Consider the following 14,387-nt stretch of genomic DNA (forward strand, 5'->3'; position numbering starts at 1 on the left):
ATTTGCCACGCTTGCTTCCGCCTGCGGCGTTCCTCTGGTTCCACTTGTTTAACCCCGAGGAGCACAGGCAGTGACATTCATGGCAACCCGTGCGGCCAGGGCGCTGACCCTGTTGACGCTTGTGGCCACAGTGGCCGGCTGCGCCCTTCCCCGTTCCGGCCCCAACAAGCGCGAGATCTTCGAAGGATCCATCCAGAAAAGCGGCGACGCCTTCGTGGTGACAGTCAACGACAGGGTTACGCGGGCCACATCGGTGGTGCCCTCGCTCGGGTTTTCCAGCGATTTCCGCAATGCCGGGATCGTCGGCTCGGACACGATCCAGCCCGGCGACACGCTTGGCCTGACGATCTATGAAAACGTCGACGACGGGCTGCTGGCCGGCGAAGGCACCAACGCCAGTGTGCTGGACGAGGTTCAGGTTGACGGCTCGGGCTTTATCTTCATTCCCTATGCGGGCCGCGTCCGCGCCTCTGGCAACACGCCCGAACGGCTGCGCCAGATCATCACCGAAAAGCTGGATGCCCAGACGCCCGACCCGCAGGTCGTGGTGCGCCGCCTTGCCGGCGACGGATCGACCGTGTCGATCGCGGGCAGCATCGGCGCGCAGGGGGTTTACCCGATCGAACGGCCGACGCGTACCCTGAGCGCGATGCTGGCGGCGGCGGGCGGTATCGTGATCGAGCCCGAGATCGCGCAGGTGACCGTGATCCGTGGCGGCAAACGCGGGCAGATCTGGTTTCAGGATCTCTACAAAAATCCGCAAATGGACATCGCCCTGCGCGGCGGCGACCGCATTCTGGTTGAACAGGACACGCGTGATTTCACCGCCCTGGGCGCCACCGGATCGCAGCGCCGCGTGGCCTTCGAAAGCCAGACCCTTTCGGCGATCGAGGCGATCGCCCAGGTCGGCGGGCTCAGCTCCGGCCTCGCCGATCCGACCGGCGTGTTCGTCTTCCGCAACGAAACGCCCGAAATTTCCAATGCCGTTCTCGGCCGCGACGATCTGCAGGGCGATCAGCGTTTCGTCTACGTGCTGGACCTGACCGAGCCCAATGGCATGTTCCTGGCGCGCGATTTCGCAATCCGCGACGGTGATACCGTCTATGTGACCGAAGCGCCGTTTGTTCAGTGGTCGAAAACCCTGGGCGCGATCACCGGAACGCTTGGCACCGCGGGCGCGGTCACGACCCTGACCCAGTAAGCCCCGCCATGGCGGGACATGCCCCTTCCTTTGAACAGGCCGCCGGGCGGGATGATCCCCCCCGGCGGCTTTACGTCTATAACGGCGGGTTTCTGACCCAGGGCCGGGTGCGGCGCATTCTGGAACTGGCCGGCTATGACATCCGCCTGGGCGCGCCGGGGCCGGGCGATATGGTGGGGGTTTGGGGGCAATCGCCCACCGCGCCGCGCGGCGAGGCGGTGGCCCGCGCGCTGAACGCGCCGGTGCTGCGGGTCGAGGATGCCTTCCTGCGCTCGGTTCTGCCGGGGCGCGACGGGGAACCGCCGCTGGGCCTGCTGCTCGACAGCGCCGGCGTGCATTTCGACCCGTCCCGCCCCAGCGATCTGGAGCGGCTTCTGGCCACCCACCCGCTGGACGACACCGCCCTGCTGAACCGTGCCCGCGCGGCGGCCGAGCGGCTGCGCGCGCTGCATCTTTCGAAGTACAACGCCTTCGATCCCGACGCGCCCGTGCCCGATCCGGGCTATGTGCTGGTCGTTGATCAGACCGCGGGCGATGCTTCGGTCACCGCCTCGGGCGCCGGCAAGGACCGGTTCCGCGAGATGCTGGCCTTTGCCCAGATCGAACATCCCGGCGCACGCATCGTGATCAAATCCCACCCCGAGACCGCCGCCGGGCACCGCGCGGGCCATTTCACCCCCGATCAGGCGCAGGGGCGGATTTCCATCCTGACCGACCCCGTATCGCCCTGGCATCTGCTGGAGGGGGCCATCGCGGTTTACACCGTCTCGTCGCAGCTCGGGTTCGAGGCGATCCTCGCCGGGCACAAACCGCGTGTCTTCGGCCAGCCCTTCTATGGCGGCTGGGGGCTGACGCAGGATGAAAACCCGGTGCCCCGGCGCGAACGCCGCCTGACCCGGCCCCAACTTTTCGCCGCCGCGATGATCCTGGCGCCAACATGGTACGATCCCTGTCGCGACCGTCTGTGCCCGCTGGAAGACGCCATCGCCACGCTGGAGTCCGAGGCCCGTGCCTGGCGCGCGGATCGGCGCGGCTGGGTGGCCTCGGGGATGCGGCTGTGGAAACGGCAACCGCTGAAGCGGTTCTTCGGCGCCCATGGCCCGGTTCGCTTCGTGGACGATCTGCAGAGGGCCACACGGATCGGCGCGGCCCGCGACCAGCCGGTGATGGTCTGGGCGGGCAAGGGCGAAACCGCCCCGCCCGGAACCCACAGAGTCGAGGACGGGTTCTTGCGCTCGCGCGGGTTGGGCGCGCGGCTTGTGCCGCCGCTATCGCTGGTGACCGATGACCTTGGCATCCATTACGACCCGTCCCGCGAAAGCCGGCTGGAACGTCTGATCACCGCCTCCGCCACCCTGCCGCAGGGAGAGCTGGACCGCGCCGAGCGGCTGATCGCGCTGCTGCGCAAGGCCGGGGTTTCGAAATACAACCTCGGCCTCGGCGGCGCGCCCCTGCCCGACCTGCCCGAAGGCCATCGCATTCTGGTGCCCGGTCAGGTCGAGGATGACGCCTCTGTCGTGAAAGGCTGCGGCGCGGAGCGGAGCAATCTCGACCTGCTGCGCCGGGTGCGGGCCGAAAACCCCGACGCGGTGATCCTGTACAAACCGCACCCGGATGTAGAGGCCGGGCTGCGCCCCGGTGCCGTGGCGCCGGGCGATGTGCGGGCGCTCGCGGATCTGGTGCTGGAACGGACCGATCCCGTCGCGCTGATCGGCGCGGTCGATGCGGTCTGGACCCTGACATCGCTGCTGGGGTTCGAGGCTTTGATCCGGGGAGTGCCGGTCACCTGCCTTGGCGCGCCTTTCTATGCGGGCTGGGGCCTGACCACCGATCTTGGCCCGGTGCCCGCCCGGCGCCGCGCGCGCCCCGGCCTGACCGGTCTGGCCCATGCGGCACTGATCGGCTATCCGCGCTATTTCGATCCGAAAACCGGGCGCCCCTGCCCCGCAGAGGTGGTGGTGGAACGGCTGCAAACCAGCGATCTGCCCCAACCGGGGCCAATCAACCGGAGCCTGTCAAAACTGCAGGGGTTGCTGGCAAGCTCTGCGCATCTGTGGCGCTGAGAGGCGTCAGGCCCTTTCCCAGCAATGCATGACGTCGCCGCCCACGGCCCGTGTTTCGACCAGCGAAAAGCGCGGCGCCTCGGCCAGTGCATCCAGCCCCATCGCCCCGAGTGCCGGAAAGCCTTCGGCCCCGATCGCCAGACCGGCGGTAAAGCCCACCAGCTCATCCACCATCCCCGCCATCAGAAGCGAGGCCGCCAGCGCCCCGCCGCCTTCGCAAAACACCCGCGTCAGCCCGGCCTGCCCCAGCGCCTGCAACAGGGCCAGCGGGTCAAGCTGCCCGCCGGCGCCGATAGGCACCTCGATCAGCCGCGCGCCCAGCTTTTCCCACGCGGCGCGGGCCGGTTCGGGCGCGCTGTCGCCATGGCACAGCCAGAGCGGCACATCGCCCGCGCTTTGCGCCAACTTGCCACCCAACGGAAGATCCAGCCTGCGGGAACAGACAATGCGCAAAGGCTGCGCCGCAACGCCCATGCCGCGCACCGTCAGCATCGGGTCATCGGCCCGCGCCGTGCCACCGCCCACCATCACCGCGTCATGCCGGGCACGCTGTGCGTGCACCATGCGCCGTGCGCCGGGGCCGGTGATCCACTGGCTTTCGCCGGTTGCGGTCGCGATCCGCCCGTCAAAGGACGACGCAAGCTTCAGGGTCAGGGCCGGGCGCCCCTCTGTCCGGTTCAGCAGGAAACCGCGATGGGCGCGCCGGGCCTCCGCCGCCATCACGCCGGTCTGCACCGCGATCCCGGCCTGCCGCAGCATGGCATGGCCACCGCCCGCGACACGCGGATCGGGATCTTCCAGCGCGGTAACAACCCGCGCCACCCCGGCCTGTACGAGTGCGGTGGCGCAGGGCGGCGTCTGGCCGATATGCGCGCAGGGTTCGAGCGAGACATAGGCGCTTGCCCCCCGCGCCTGCGCGCCCGCCTGGGCCAGCGCCACAACCTCGGCATGGGGGCGGCCGCCCGGCTGGGTCCAGCCACGGCCGACGATGCGCCCGTTGTTGACGATCACGCAGCCGACGGCGGGATTGGGCCAGCAGCGGCCCTGCCCCCGCGCGCCCAGCGAAAGGGCCAGCGCCATGAAGCGCCGGTCGTCAGGGGGCTGGGTCACTCTTCTTTCGGGGTTGGCGGGCGCAGTTCGCTTACGAACCTGTCAAAGTCGCCCGCTTCCTGGAAATTCTTGTAGACGCTGGCAAAGCGCACATAGGCCACGGTGTCGATCCGGGCCAGCGATTCCATCACGATCTCGCCGATGGTCTTGGAGGGAATGTCCGTCTCGCCCATGCTTTCCAGCCGCCGCACGATGCCGGAAATCATCTGATCCATCCGCTCGGGTTCCACCGGGCGTTTCTGCAGAGAAATCCGCACCGAGCGTTCCAGCTTGTCGCGGTCAAAATCCTCGCGCCGGCCGTTTGATTTTATCACGATCAAGTCGCGCAGCTGCACGCGCTCATAGGTGGTAAAGCGCCCGCCGCAGGCCGGGCAGAAACGCCGCCGGCGAATGGCCACATGATCTTCGGCGGGGCGTGAATCCTTCACCTGGGTGTCGATATTTCCGCAAAACGGGCAGCGCATCGCCTCTCCCTCGGTGCTGGTCGCTTGTTATCCACAGGCACTATAGGTGAGCCTCAAGAGTTTGGGTAGGGGGGAAATGCTGCCACCAGTATATGTGGCCGGAGCGGCGTTTCGGCGTGAAATCAGGGGGATGCCGCTCAGCGCGAAAAATGCGCCGCCACCTGCCTTTGATGCGGCGCGCGGCGATGTTCGAACAGGTAGATGCCCTGCCAGGTGCCCAGCACCGGCCTGCCACCCGACACCGGAATCGACAGCGAAACCGGCATCATCGCCGCCTTGATATGGGCCGGCATGTCATCGGGCCCTTCCAGCGTATGCACCAGATAAGACATCGACGGATCGTCCGACGGCGGCACGAGCCGGCCGAAGAACGCCCTGAGGTCGCGCTGCACATCCGGGTCGGCGTTTTCCTGAACCAGAAGCGAACAGGAGGTGTGGCGCACGAAAAGCGTCAGCAAACCGTCGCCCTGGCCGGCGCACCAGCCGGTCACCTGCCGGGTGAATTCATAGAGGCCGGCGCCGCGGGTCGGAATGGTGAAGGTGGTCTGCATGCTCAGCCCTCCGCCGCGCCGCGCGGGCGCAGCGTGACAAGGCGCGTGCCCCCGGCGTTCAGCGGCTCGTCGGTGATGGCACGGTAGCCTGCGGCCTGAAACACCTGGACAGGGTCCGCCACGGCCTGGCCGGAGAAGACAGGCAGCCCCGCGCCAAAGCTGATCGGCTCCACCGTCAGCTTCACGAGGTCGATGGCCCCCGCGGCATGAAACCAGTCATGCACCCGCGTACCACCGAGGATCAGCCCGTTTCGCATCGGATGAACCGCGCCGACCCGTGCGGCCAGATCGCTCGGGCCCAGCTTTTCGGGGTTCAGCCAGAGCTGCGTCGGGCGGCGCCATCCGCCCGCCCCGGTCGACAGGATGATCCGCCGCCGCTCGGGCCGGTCCGCCGCCGCATGGGTGTGGCGGCCCATGATCGACCAATCCGCCGCCGCGACCTCGGCGAAGAACAGATCCTGCTCTTCGGCGCTGGCCCATACCTGCGGAGGCTCGCCGGGTGTGCGGGCGATGAACCCGTCGGCAGAGGTGACGAGGGCAAGGGTGAAACGCGGTTCGGGCATCACAAGTCCTGCGGGCGCGGCGGCATCGGCGGTTCAGAACGCGTCGAAATCCCAGTAGAAGGGCGTGATCGAACGACAGGTAGACGTGGCAAGGGCCGACAGGAAATTCTCGCCGACATCGATGCTGAGGCTGTAATCGCTCTCGGGCCGCGCCTCGGCCGCAGCCAGAAGTGCCTCATCCGGACGCACGGTAAAGACAACACCGGAATGGCCCGGCCTGCGCAGGCTCGGGCGGCGCGATTCCACCACATAGATGCGTTCGTTGGGCAGCAGCCGGAGTTTGTTTTCCACATATTCGCCCGCGGCGCACCAGTAGTTTCTCGCGCCATCGCCGGGCCGGCTGATCACCTCGAACTGGCCGGGTGTAGCCGGATCACCCAGCACAAGATTGCCGGTCGTATTGTGGTAATCGGGCATAACCTCGGGCAGGGCGCGCGGCGCGGGCTTTTCGGCACAGCCCGCCAGCAGGGCAACAGCAACACAAACGGCCAGCAGAGGTTTCATCTTCGCCTCCCAGAGGAAAGGCCGCGCAGTGCGCGGCCAGTTCAGAAAATCACTGATCCAGAAAACTGCGCAGCTTGCGGCTGCGGCTTGGATGTTTCAGCTTTCGCAGCGCCTTGGCCTCGATCTGCCGGATCCGCTCTCGCGTCACGCTGAACTGCTGACCGACCTCTTCGAGCGTGTGGTCGGTGTTCATGCCGATGCCAAAGCGCATCCGCAACACACGTTCCTCGCGCGGGGTGAGGCTGGCCAGAACACGTGTCGTGGTTTCCTTCAGGTTCTCCTGAATGGCGCTGTCCAGCGGCAAGACGGCGTTCTTGTCTTCGATGAAATCGCCAAGCTGGCTGTCTTCCTCGTCGCCGATGGGGGTTTCGAGGCTGATCGGCTCCTTGGCGATCTTCATCACCTTGCGAACCTTTTCCAGCGGCATCTGCAGCTTTTCGGCCAGTTCCTCGGGCGTGGGTTCGCGGCCGATCTCGTGCAGCATCTGGCGGCCGGTGCGCACCAGCTTGTTGATCGTTTCGATCATATGCACCGGGATACGGATGGTGCGCGCCTGATCCGCGATGGACCGGGTGATCGCCTGACGGATCCACCATGTTGCATAGGTCGAGAATTTGTAACCGCGACGGTATTCGAACTTGTCCACGGCCTTCATCAGGCCGATGTTGCCTTCCTGAATGAGGTCAAGGAATTGCAGGCCCCGGTTGGTGTATTTCTTGGCGATCGAGATCACGAGGCGCAGGTTGGCTTCGACCATTTCCTTCTTGGCCTGACGCGCCTCTTTCTCGCCCTTCTGAACCTGCTGCACGATGCGGCGGAATTCGGAGATATCCACGCCGACATACTGCCCCACCTGCGCCATGTCAGCGCGCAGCTCCTCGACCTTGTCGCCCGAACGCTCCACAAACGCCTGCCAGCCGCGACCCGATTTCTCGGCCACGCGATCCATCCAGGTCGGGTCAAGCTCATATCCGCGGTATTCGTCGATGAATTCGCGGCGGTTGATACGGGCCTGATCGGCGAGCTTCACCATCGCGCTGTCGATCTGCATGATCTTGCGGTTGATGCCGTAAAGCTGATCGATCAGCGCCTCGATCCGGTTGTTGTGCAGGTGAAGCTCATTCACCAGCAGCACGATCTCGGAGCGCAGCTTCTGATAGGCCTCTTCATCCCCGGCCGAGAACGTGCCGTCTTCGTTCAGCGTCGCCGACATGCGCAGATCCTGCATCTCGGCCAGCGTGGCATAGTCGCGCGCGATCAGTTCGAGGGTTTCCAGAACCTGCGGCTTCAGCGCGGCTTCCATCGCGGCCAGCGACATGTTGGCCTGCTCGTCCTCATCCTCGTCATCATCGGATTTGATCGGATTGCCGTCGGCGTCCAGCTCGGGCTGGCCATCTTCCTTCTTGGGCTCCCCGGCTTCGACATTCAGGTTCTGAACGACCGGTTCATCCCCCTCCTCGTCGTCCAGCGTGCGGCCGAAGGTGGCGTCCAGGTCGATCACATCGCGCAGGAGAATGTCTTCGTTCAGAAGTTCGTCGCGCCAGATGGTGATGGCCTGAAAGGTCAGCGGGCTTTCGCAAAGCCCGGCGATCATCGTGTTGCGCCCGGCCTCGATCCGCTTGGCGATGGCGATCTCGCCCTCGCGGCTCAGCAGTTCGACCGAACCCATTTCGCGCAGATACATGCGCACCGGATCATCGGTGCGATCCAGCTTTTCGGTCTCGGTCTGGGAAACGGCAACCTCGCGCGAGGTCGAGGTTTCGACCACCTGGGTCGAACCGCTCTGATCCTCTTCTTCGGCCTCTTCCTCCTCGATGATGTTGATGCCCATCTCGGACAGCATCGACATCACATCCTCGATCTGTTCAGAGGAAACCTGATCGGGCGGCAAGACCTGATTGAGCTGTTCGTAGGTGATATAGCCGCGTTCCCGCGCCTCCCCGATCATCTTCTTGACGGCAGCCTGACTCATGTCGAGGGTCAGTTCCTGCTCCTGATCTTCGGTCTTGCGGTCGTCCGTATCTTTTGCGGCCATTCTCTGCTCCTTAGGCGGGGAAGCTGATTCGGTCCCTCACGTGATCCGAATCAATAGCGCGAATCACGCGCCTGCACACCCGTTTAGCTGTGTTTCTTTATCCAATCGTCGCAGCAACGTCACGACGGTCGCCGCCCACCCTTGGTGAAGTTTATCTGTTCCAGCAGCCGGTCGAAGGAATTCCGCTCCTCCCGGCTCATGCGGGCACCGTTCGGGCCGATGTCATATTCGCCCTTGTCCTCGGTATCGCCGCGCCCGGCGCGGTTGCGCGCCTCGGCCACCTGTCCCAGACGCCAGGTCAGCCCCTCATCGGCCAACCCGGCCAGATCCTCCACCGCATCCTCGATTTCCCGCGCCGCCCCCCTTGCCGCGTCCAGCTTGGCCAGTTCCTCGGCCAGGCACATCATCGCCTTTTCGCTGTCGGCGCGATCCAGCAATGGCGGCGCGATCTGCACATGGCTTTGGGCAAAGAGCTTTTCAAGGGGGCCGGGCCCCAACGTACCGGCAATCGCCGCGCGCAACGCCTCGGGATCGTTTTCGCCCAGATGGGTCAGCAGCGCGCCCTGAATGCGCCGGTGATCATCGGTGACGAATTCCAGCCGCTCCAACTCTCCCTCGAACTCCGGCAGCAGCGCGGGGTGGGTGACCAGCGTGGCCAGAATCACGGCCTCGCGCAGCTCCTCCTCGAACCGAGGCGGGCCCGACACCAGCGCCGAGTTCCTGGTGGTCGGCATCGGCAGCGCCGGCGCATCACGCGGGCGCCACTTGCCGGGGCGCTGCTGCGATGTGCGGCGCTGGCCGAACAGCTCCCATCGCAGACGCTTGATTTCTTCGCCGTAATGGCCGCGGATCGACGGATCCTTGATGGTGGCGATCGCCTTGCGCAGATCCTTGTCCAGCGCGGCCTTGCGCTCGGGGCTGTCGAAAACGCGGCCCTCCGTTTCCCGCTGCCACAAGAGCTGCACCATCGGGCGGGCCTGATCCAGAAGCTTCTGCATCGCCCCGGCCCCGCCCGACCGGATCACATCGTCGGGGTCCTGCCCCTGCGGCATCAACGCAAAGCGCAGGCTCTGCCCGGCCTCCAGCTGCGGCAGCGCCAGATCAATCACCCGCATCGCCGCGCGCAGCCCGGCGGTGTCTCCATCCAGCGCGATGATCGGTTCGGGATGGATTCGCCACATCAGCTGCAACTGCGTGTCGGTGATCGCGGTACCCAGCGGCGCGACGGTGGCGCCGAAGCCCGCCTCGGCCAGCGCGATCACATCCATATAGCCCTCGGCCACGATCAGGGGCTTGCCCTTGCCGGCGGCCTCACGCGCGGGGCCGTGGTTGAAAAGGCTGCGGCCCTTGTCGAACAGCTCCGTCTCGGGCGAGTTCAGGTACTTGGCATTGTCATTGGGATCCATCGCCCGGCCGCCGAAGGCGATCGCCCGGCCGCGCGCGTCGCGGATCGGGAACATGATCCGGCCCCGGAACGTGTCATAGGGCTTGCCGCCCCGCTGGCTGGGCTTGGCCAGCCCCGCCCCCATGATCAGATCGGGCGTGATCCCCTTGCCGGTCAGATGGTCCCACAGCCCCTGCCACATATCGGGGGCAAAGCCGATTTCCCAACGCTCCTGCGCCGCCTCCGACAGGCCGCGCCGGGCCAGATAGGCGCGCGCGTCGCCGGCTGCGGCGGTTTTCGACTGCAGCCGGTAGTATTGCACCGCCTGCTCCATCACCTCGATCAACTGGCTGCGGCGATCGGATTTTTGCTGTGCCTGCGGATCGCGCGCGGGCATGGTCATCCCGGCTTCGGCGGCGAGAATCTCGATCGCCTCCATGAAGCCAACATTCTCGGTCTCGCGAATGAAACTGATCGCGTCGCCCTTCGCATGGCAACCGAAGCAATAGTAATAGCCCTTGCGGTCATCCACGTGGAACGAGGCGGATTTTTCCTGGTGGAACGGACATGGCGCCCACATGTCGCCCTTACTCTGGTTCGACTTGCGCGGATCCCACATGACCTTGCGGCCCACGACCTGGCTAAGGGACGTGCGGGTGCGAAGCTCGTCAAGGAAACCGGGGGGCAGACTCATGACAGACAATATCGGTGCGCAGGCACGAAGAGTCTAGCATCGGCGGCCGGGAAACTTTTCCACCGCTCAGCCCTGCGCGGCGATGCTTTTGACGGCGGTTTCAAGTGCGCGCCGCGCCGTTTGCGCCATGGAGCGCATCACCAGCAACTCGAACCGGTCCGGCCCGGCACATGTTACCGACGCCATCATATGCGCCAGTTCGGTGCGCGCGGTATGGCCCGCCGGGAACCCCTCCGTGCGAATGTCGAGCGGCGTGAGCCGGGACAGCACCGCCCGCGCGCCCGCGCCTTCCAGCACGAGCATTGCCCAGCCATCGCTTTGGTCGGTCAGCGCGGCGCAGGCGCCCAGCCCCGCCGCCGGCTCCGGCCCCGCCAGCATCGCCTGCGCCCGCCCCCACCAGACGCAGCGCGCGGCCTCCGAGTGGCTCACCCGCCCGGGCGCCGGAAACACCAGCCCGTGTTCGGCCTGCAAGACCTGCGACACCGCATCGGCCTGCCCCGCATAAGGCGCGATCGAGGTAAGCCGGCCAGTATCAATGGCCAGCAGCCTGGCGCCCCCGGCCTCGAACAACAGCCCGGTTTCCAACGGTGGCTTGGCGGTGAGTTTAACCACGGGCCCGCTCCCCCTCCGGATCGAAGAACACCGGGTCGCATACCCGGCAGAGCGTGTGAACCCCGCGCAGGTGATCCACCAGAACCACCCTCTTGCCATGCCGCGCGCGGCCATCCTTCAGGAACGCCAGCCCCAGATCACAGCCCAGCATCGGCGAGAAACAGGCCGAGGTGACATAGCCCTGATCATTGGCGCTGACCGGCGTGGCGGCCTCGGAGAACAGATGCGCCCCGGCAATGATTGCGCCGCCGTCATGCACCGGGCGCAGCCCCACCAGCTGCTCGCGTGCGGGCCCTGTCAGGCCGGGGCGCTGCGCGGCGGCCTTGCCGATGCAATCCTTGCGCGCCGCGATCATCCGGCCCAGCCCAAGGTCAAAGGCGGTGGTGCGGCCATGCAGTTCGGCATGGGTCAGAAAGCCCTTTTCGATGCGCAGCACATTCAGCGCCTCCATCCCGTAAGGGCCGCCGCCCAACGCCTCTGCCAGCGTCAGCAGCATCCGGAACAGGCTTTCGCCATAGCGCGCCGGCACCGCGAGTTCATAGGCCTGCTCACCGGAAAAGGAGATGCGGAACAGCCGCGCGGCCACGCCCGAAACGGCCACCGGGCCACAGGCCATGAAGGGAAAGCTCTCGTCGCTGATCTCTTCGTCGATCAACGCGTTCACCAGATCGCGCGCCTTCGGCCCGGCAATCGCGAATTGCGCCCAGTGTTCGGTCACCGAGATCATGCGCAGATCCATCCGCGGCGCGACACATTGGTGAACGAATTCCAGATGCCGCATCACCTGCCCCGCCGCAGCGGTGGTGGTGGTGATCACGAAGTGATCCGCGCCCAGCCGGGCCGCGGTGCCGTCATCCATCACATGCCCGTCTTCGCGCAGCATCAGCCCATAGCGGGCGCGGCCCACCTTCAGGGTCGAGATCGTGTTGCAATAGACAAGATCCAGAAACGCGCCCGCGTCGGGCCCCTGAATGTCGATCTTGCCCAGGGTGGAAACATCACAGACCCCGACGGTGCTGCGCACCATCCGCACCTCGCGGTCGCAGGCCGCGCGCCAGCTGGTTTCGCCTCCCTGGGGAAAATACGACGGGCGGTGCCACAGCCCGGCCTCGATCATCGGCGCCCCGCGCTGCACCGTCGGCTGGTGCGCCGTGGTGAAACGCTCGGGCGCGAATTCCTTTCCCTGCCCGCCAGCCCCCCAAGCGGCGATCGAAACCGGTGTAAAGGGAGGCCGATAGGTGGTGGTGCCCGTCTGCGGGATCGTGCGCCCGGTGGCATCGGCCAGCACCGCCAGGGCGCCGATGTTGGAGTTCTTGCCCTGGTCGGGCGCCATGCCCTGCGTGGTGTAGCGTTTCATATGCTCGACCGAGGCGAACCCCTCTTGCGCGGCCAGCACCACATCCTTCACCGTCACATCGTTCTGGAAATCGAGCCAGGCGCGGCCCTTGCCCGGCACATGCCACAGCGGCGCGATATCATAGGTGCCATCCCCTGCCTTCGGAACATCGGCCGGCGCGGCCTTCAGGCCGAGCGCGGCAAGAGCCTCGCCGCCGGCCCGCGCGCCGGCGGCCAGACAGGCGGCGGTGGAAAAATCGCCGTTCGCCGCGCCGACGGCCACCATCCCGGGCACCGCATCCTCTGGCGGAACGAAGGCGGCGATGTCTTCACGCCAGATCGGCTTTGCGCCCATGTGGCAACTCAGGTGGACCGAAGGGTTCCAGCCGCCCGAAACTGCAAGGCAATCGCACTCAAGCGACACGTTGCGCCCCGTCGCGTCCCGCAGAGTGATCTGCGCCAGCCCCAGCCGCCCGGCCGTGGCCGTAACGCGCGCGCCGGCGAACACCGGAAAGTCACCGGCTGCCACCACATCTTCGCGCGCATCGATCACCGCTGCCACCTCGACTCCGGCCAGCGCCATGTCGCGGGCGGTGCGGTGGCCGCTGTCATTATTGGTGAACACCGCGATCCGGCGCCCCGGCGCAACGCCCCAGCGGTTCAGATAGGTGCGCGCGGCCCCGGCCTGCAGGATGCCCGGCCGATCATTTCCGGCAAAGGCGATGGGCCGTTCCAACGCGCCCGTGGCCAGCACCGCGCGTTTCGCCACGATCCGCCAGAAGGTTTCCATCGGCGCGTCAGGATGCGGGCGCGCGAGATGCAGGCCCACCCGCTCCAGCGCGCCGAAGGTTCCCTGATCATAAGCGCCTGTCACGGTGGTACGCCGCATCAGCCGCACGTTGGGCAGCGCCATCAACTCGGCCACGGCGCCCGCCGCCCAGGCATGGCCCGGCTGGCCGTCCACCTCTTCCACCTCGCCCTTCAGGCGCCCGCCAAAGCTGTGATCTTCGTCCGCCAGGATGACATCGGCCCCGCCCCGGCCCGCCACGAGGGCGGCCATCAGCCCGGCCGGGCCACCGCCGATCACCAGCAGATCGCAATGGGCGAAAGCCTTGTCATAGCGCGCGCCATCGTGCAGCCCCGACAAGGCGCCCAGCCCCGCCGCCCGGCGGATCGCGGGTTCGTAGAGCTTTTCCCAAAATGCCCGCGGCCACATGAATGTCTTGTAATAGAACCCCGCCCCGAGGAACGGCGCGAAGAGATCATTGACCGCCAGCAGATCGTGGCGCAGGCCGGGCCAGGCATTCTGGCTGCGCGCCTCGAGACCCTCATACAGTTCCTGCACGGGCGCGCGCACGTTCGGGATGGCCGCGGCGCCGTGCCCGATGGTCACCAGCGCGTTCGGCTCTTCCGAGCCGGCGCTGAAAATGCCGCGCGGGCGGTGGTACTTGAACGACCGGGCCACCAGCCGCACGTCATTGGCCATCAGGGCCGAGGCGAGCGTGTCGCCCTCATGGCCGTAGAGCCGCCTGCCGTCGAAGGTGAAGGGCACCGTGATGCGGCGGTTGACGCGGCCCTTGCCCGGAACCCTCATGCGCCGCCCTCCGCCACGTCGTGGACCAGCACCGCCGAAAGCACCTCATGCGTCACGGTATTGCGCTCGACCAGCAGCCAGGCCGCGCACCCCATCTCATGATACCACAAGTCGCGGGTCGGCCCGGCCGGGTTGTCGCGCAGATGCAGATACTCATCCCACGCCTCCGGCGGTGCATCCGCAGCGGGGCGGTGAAGATAGGCCTCATGCCCCAGATAGGTGAATTCGCGCCGGTCGCGCGCCCCGCACAGGGGGCAGATTATCCTCATCCCGCCCT

12 protein-coding genes are annotated in these 14,387 nt (G+C 66.6%); 2 read left to right on the forward strand and 10 right to left on the reverse strand.

From position 1 onward, the window contains the following. Positions 1–79: 79 nt before the first annotated feature. Together GGR17_RS15920 and GGR17_RS15925 are read left to right on the forward strand one after the other, a co-directional pair. Positions 80–1,201: a polysaccharide biosynthesis/export family protein gene (locus GGR17_RS15920; protein ID WP_054539568.1), complete on the forward strand. Its 1,122-nt coding sequence runs from the start codon at positions 80–82 to the stop codon at positions 1,199–1,201. Positions 1,202–1,209: 8 nt separating this feature from the next. Continuing rightward, positions 1,210–3,264: a capsular polysaccharide biosynthesis protein gene (locus GGR17_RS15925; protein WP_054539569.1), complete on the forward strand. Its 2,055-nt coding sequence runs from the start codon at positions 1,210–1,212 to the stop codon at positions 3,262–3,264. Between the two features lie 6 nt (positions 3,265–3,270). Here the strand turns inward: GGR17_RS15925 and ribD are convergent, their stop codons facing one another. The 10 genes from ribD to GGR17_RS15975 form a co-directional block, all read right to left on the reverse strand. Continuing rightward, positions 3,271–4,374 carry a bifunctional diaminohydroxyphosphoribosylaminopyrimidine deaminase/5-amino-6-(5-phosphoribosylamino)uracil reductase RibD gene (gene ribD, locus GGR17_RS15930; protein ID WP_328705651.1) on the reverse strand — a complete coding sequence of 368 codons (1,104 nt, stop codon included), beginning with the start codon at positions 4,372–4,374 and terminating at the stop codon, positions 3,271–3,273. After that, positions 4,371–4,838: a transcriptional regulator NrdR gene (gene nrdR / locus GGR17_RS15935; protein ID WP_037207336.1), complete on the reverse strand. Its 468-nt coding sequence runs from the start codon at positions 4,836–4,838 to the stop codon at positions 4,371–4,373. The genes ribD and nrdR overlap by 4 nt, the downstream gene beginning before the upstream one ends. 137 nt (positions 4,839–4,975) lie before the next feature. Further along, positions 4,976–5,389 (reverse strand): secondary thiamine-phosphate synthase enzyme YjbQ, encoded by a 414-nt coding sequence (locus tag GGR17_RS15940; protein WP_054539571.1) that lies wholly within the window; start codon positions 5,387–5,389, stop codon positions 4,976–4,978. Between the two features lie 2 nt (positions 5,390–5,391). Next, positions 5,392–5,952, reverse strand: a complete 561-nt coding sequence (locus GGR17_RS15945) for a hypothetical protein (protein WP_054539572.1) — start codon at positions 5,950–5,952, stop codon at positions 5,392–5,394. Positions 5,953–5,985: 33 nt separating this feature from the next. Further along, positions 5,986–6,456, reverse strand: coding sequence for a hypothetical protein (locus tag GGR17_RS15950; RefSeq protein ID WP_054539573.1), 471 nt, complete (start codon positions 6,454–6,456; stop codon positions 5,986–5,988). A gap of 49 nt (positions 6,457–6,505) precedes the next feature. Then, positions 6,506–8,491 (reverse strand): RNA polymerase sigma factor RpoD, encoded by a 1,986-nt coding sequence (rpoD, locus tag GGR17_RS15955; RefSeq protein ID WP_054539574.1) that lies wholly within the window; start codon positions 8,489–8,491, stop codon positions 6,506–6,508. A 119-nt stretch (positions 8,492–8,610) separates the two neighbouring features. Continuing rightward, positions 8,611–10,569, reverse strand: a complete 1,959-nt coding sequence (dnaG, locus tag GGR17_RS15960) for a DNA primase (protein WP_054539575.1) — start codon at positions 10,567–10,569, stop codon at positions 8,611–8,613. A gap of 66 nt (positions 10,570–10,635) precedes the next feature. Continuing rightward, complete coding sequence (locus GGR17_RS15965) at positions 10,636–11,181, reverse strand: sarcosine oxidase subunit gamma (RefSeq protein ID WP_255353437.1); 546 nt, start codon at positions 11,179–11,181, stop codon at positions 10,636–10,638. Next, the gene (locus GGR17_RS15970; RefSeq protein ID WP_054539576.1) at positions 11,174–14,110 is read right to left on the reverse strand and encodes a sarcosine oxidase subunit alpha family protein; all 2,937 of its coding nucleotides are present in this window, start codon (positions 14,108–14,110) and stop codon (positions 11,174–11,176) included. The genes GGR17_RS15965 and GGR17_RS15970 overlap by 8 nt, the downstream gene beginning before the upstream one ends. Continuing rightward, positions 14,107–14,379 carry a sarcosine oxidase subunit delta gene (locus GGR17_RS15975; RefSeq protein WP_054539577.1) on the reverse strand — a complete coding sequence of 91 codons (273 nt, stop codon included), beginning with the start codon at positions 14,377–14,379 and terminating at the stop codon, positions 14,107–14,109. Before GGR17_RS15975 ends, GGR17_RS15970 begins: the two co-directional genes overlap by 4 nt. Positions 14,380–14,387: the final 8 nt, after the last annotated feature.

Origin of the sequence: Actibacterium naphthalenivorans (assembly GCF_014196965.1) — a bacterium.
Lineage (GTDB): Bacteria > Pseudomonadota > Alphaproteobacteria > Rhodobacterales > Rhodobacteraceae > Actibacterium_A > Actibacterium_A naphthalenivorans.

Coding starts and splice junctions, on each gene's coding strand:
- GGR17_RS15920 (WP_054539568.1), top strand. CDS start 80: ATGGCAACCCGTGCGGCCAGGGCGCTGACCCTGTTGACGCTTGTGGCC.
- GGR17_RS15925 (WP_054539569.1), top strand. CDS start 1,210: ATGGCGGGACATGCCCCTTCCTTTGAACAGGCCGCCGGGCGGGATGAT.
- nrdR (WP_037207336.1), bottom strand. CDS start 4,838: ATGCGCTGCCCGTTTTGCGGAAATATCGACACCCAGGTGAAGGATTCA.
- GGR17_RS15940 (WP_054539571.1), bottom strand. CDS start 5,389: ATGCAGACCACCTTCACCATTCCGACCCGCGGCGCCGGCCTCTATGAA.
- GGR17_RS15945 (WP_054539572.1), bottom strand. CDS start 5,952: ATGCCCGAACCGCGTTTCACCCTTGCCCTCGTCACCTCTGCCGACGGG.
- GGR17_RS15950 (WP_054539573.1), bottom strand. CDS start 6,456: ATGAAACCTCTGCTGGCCGTTTGTGTTGCTGTTGCCCTGCTGGCGGGC.
- rpoD (WP_054539574.1), bottom strand. CDS start 8,491: ATGGCCGCAAAAGATACGGACGACCGCAAGACCGAAGATCAGGAGCAG.
- dnaG (WP_054539575.1), bottom strand. CDS start 10,569: ATGAGTCTGCCCCCCGGTTTCCTTGACGAGCTTCGCACCCGCACGTCC.
- GGR17_RS15970 (WP_054539576.1), bottom strand. CDS start 14,110: ATGAGGGTTCCGGGCAAGGGCCGCGTCAACCGCCGCATCACGGTGCCC.
- GGR17_RS15975 (WP_054539577.1), bottom strand. CDS start 14,379: ATGAGGATAATCTGCCCCCTGTGCGGGGCGCGCGACCGGCGCGAATTC.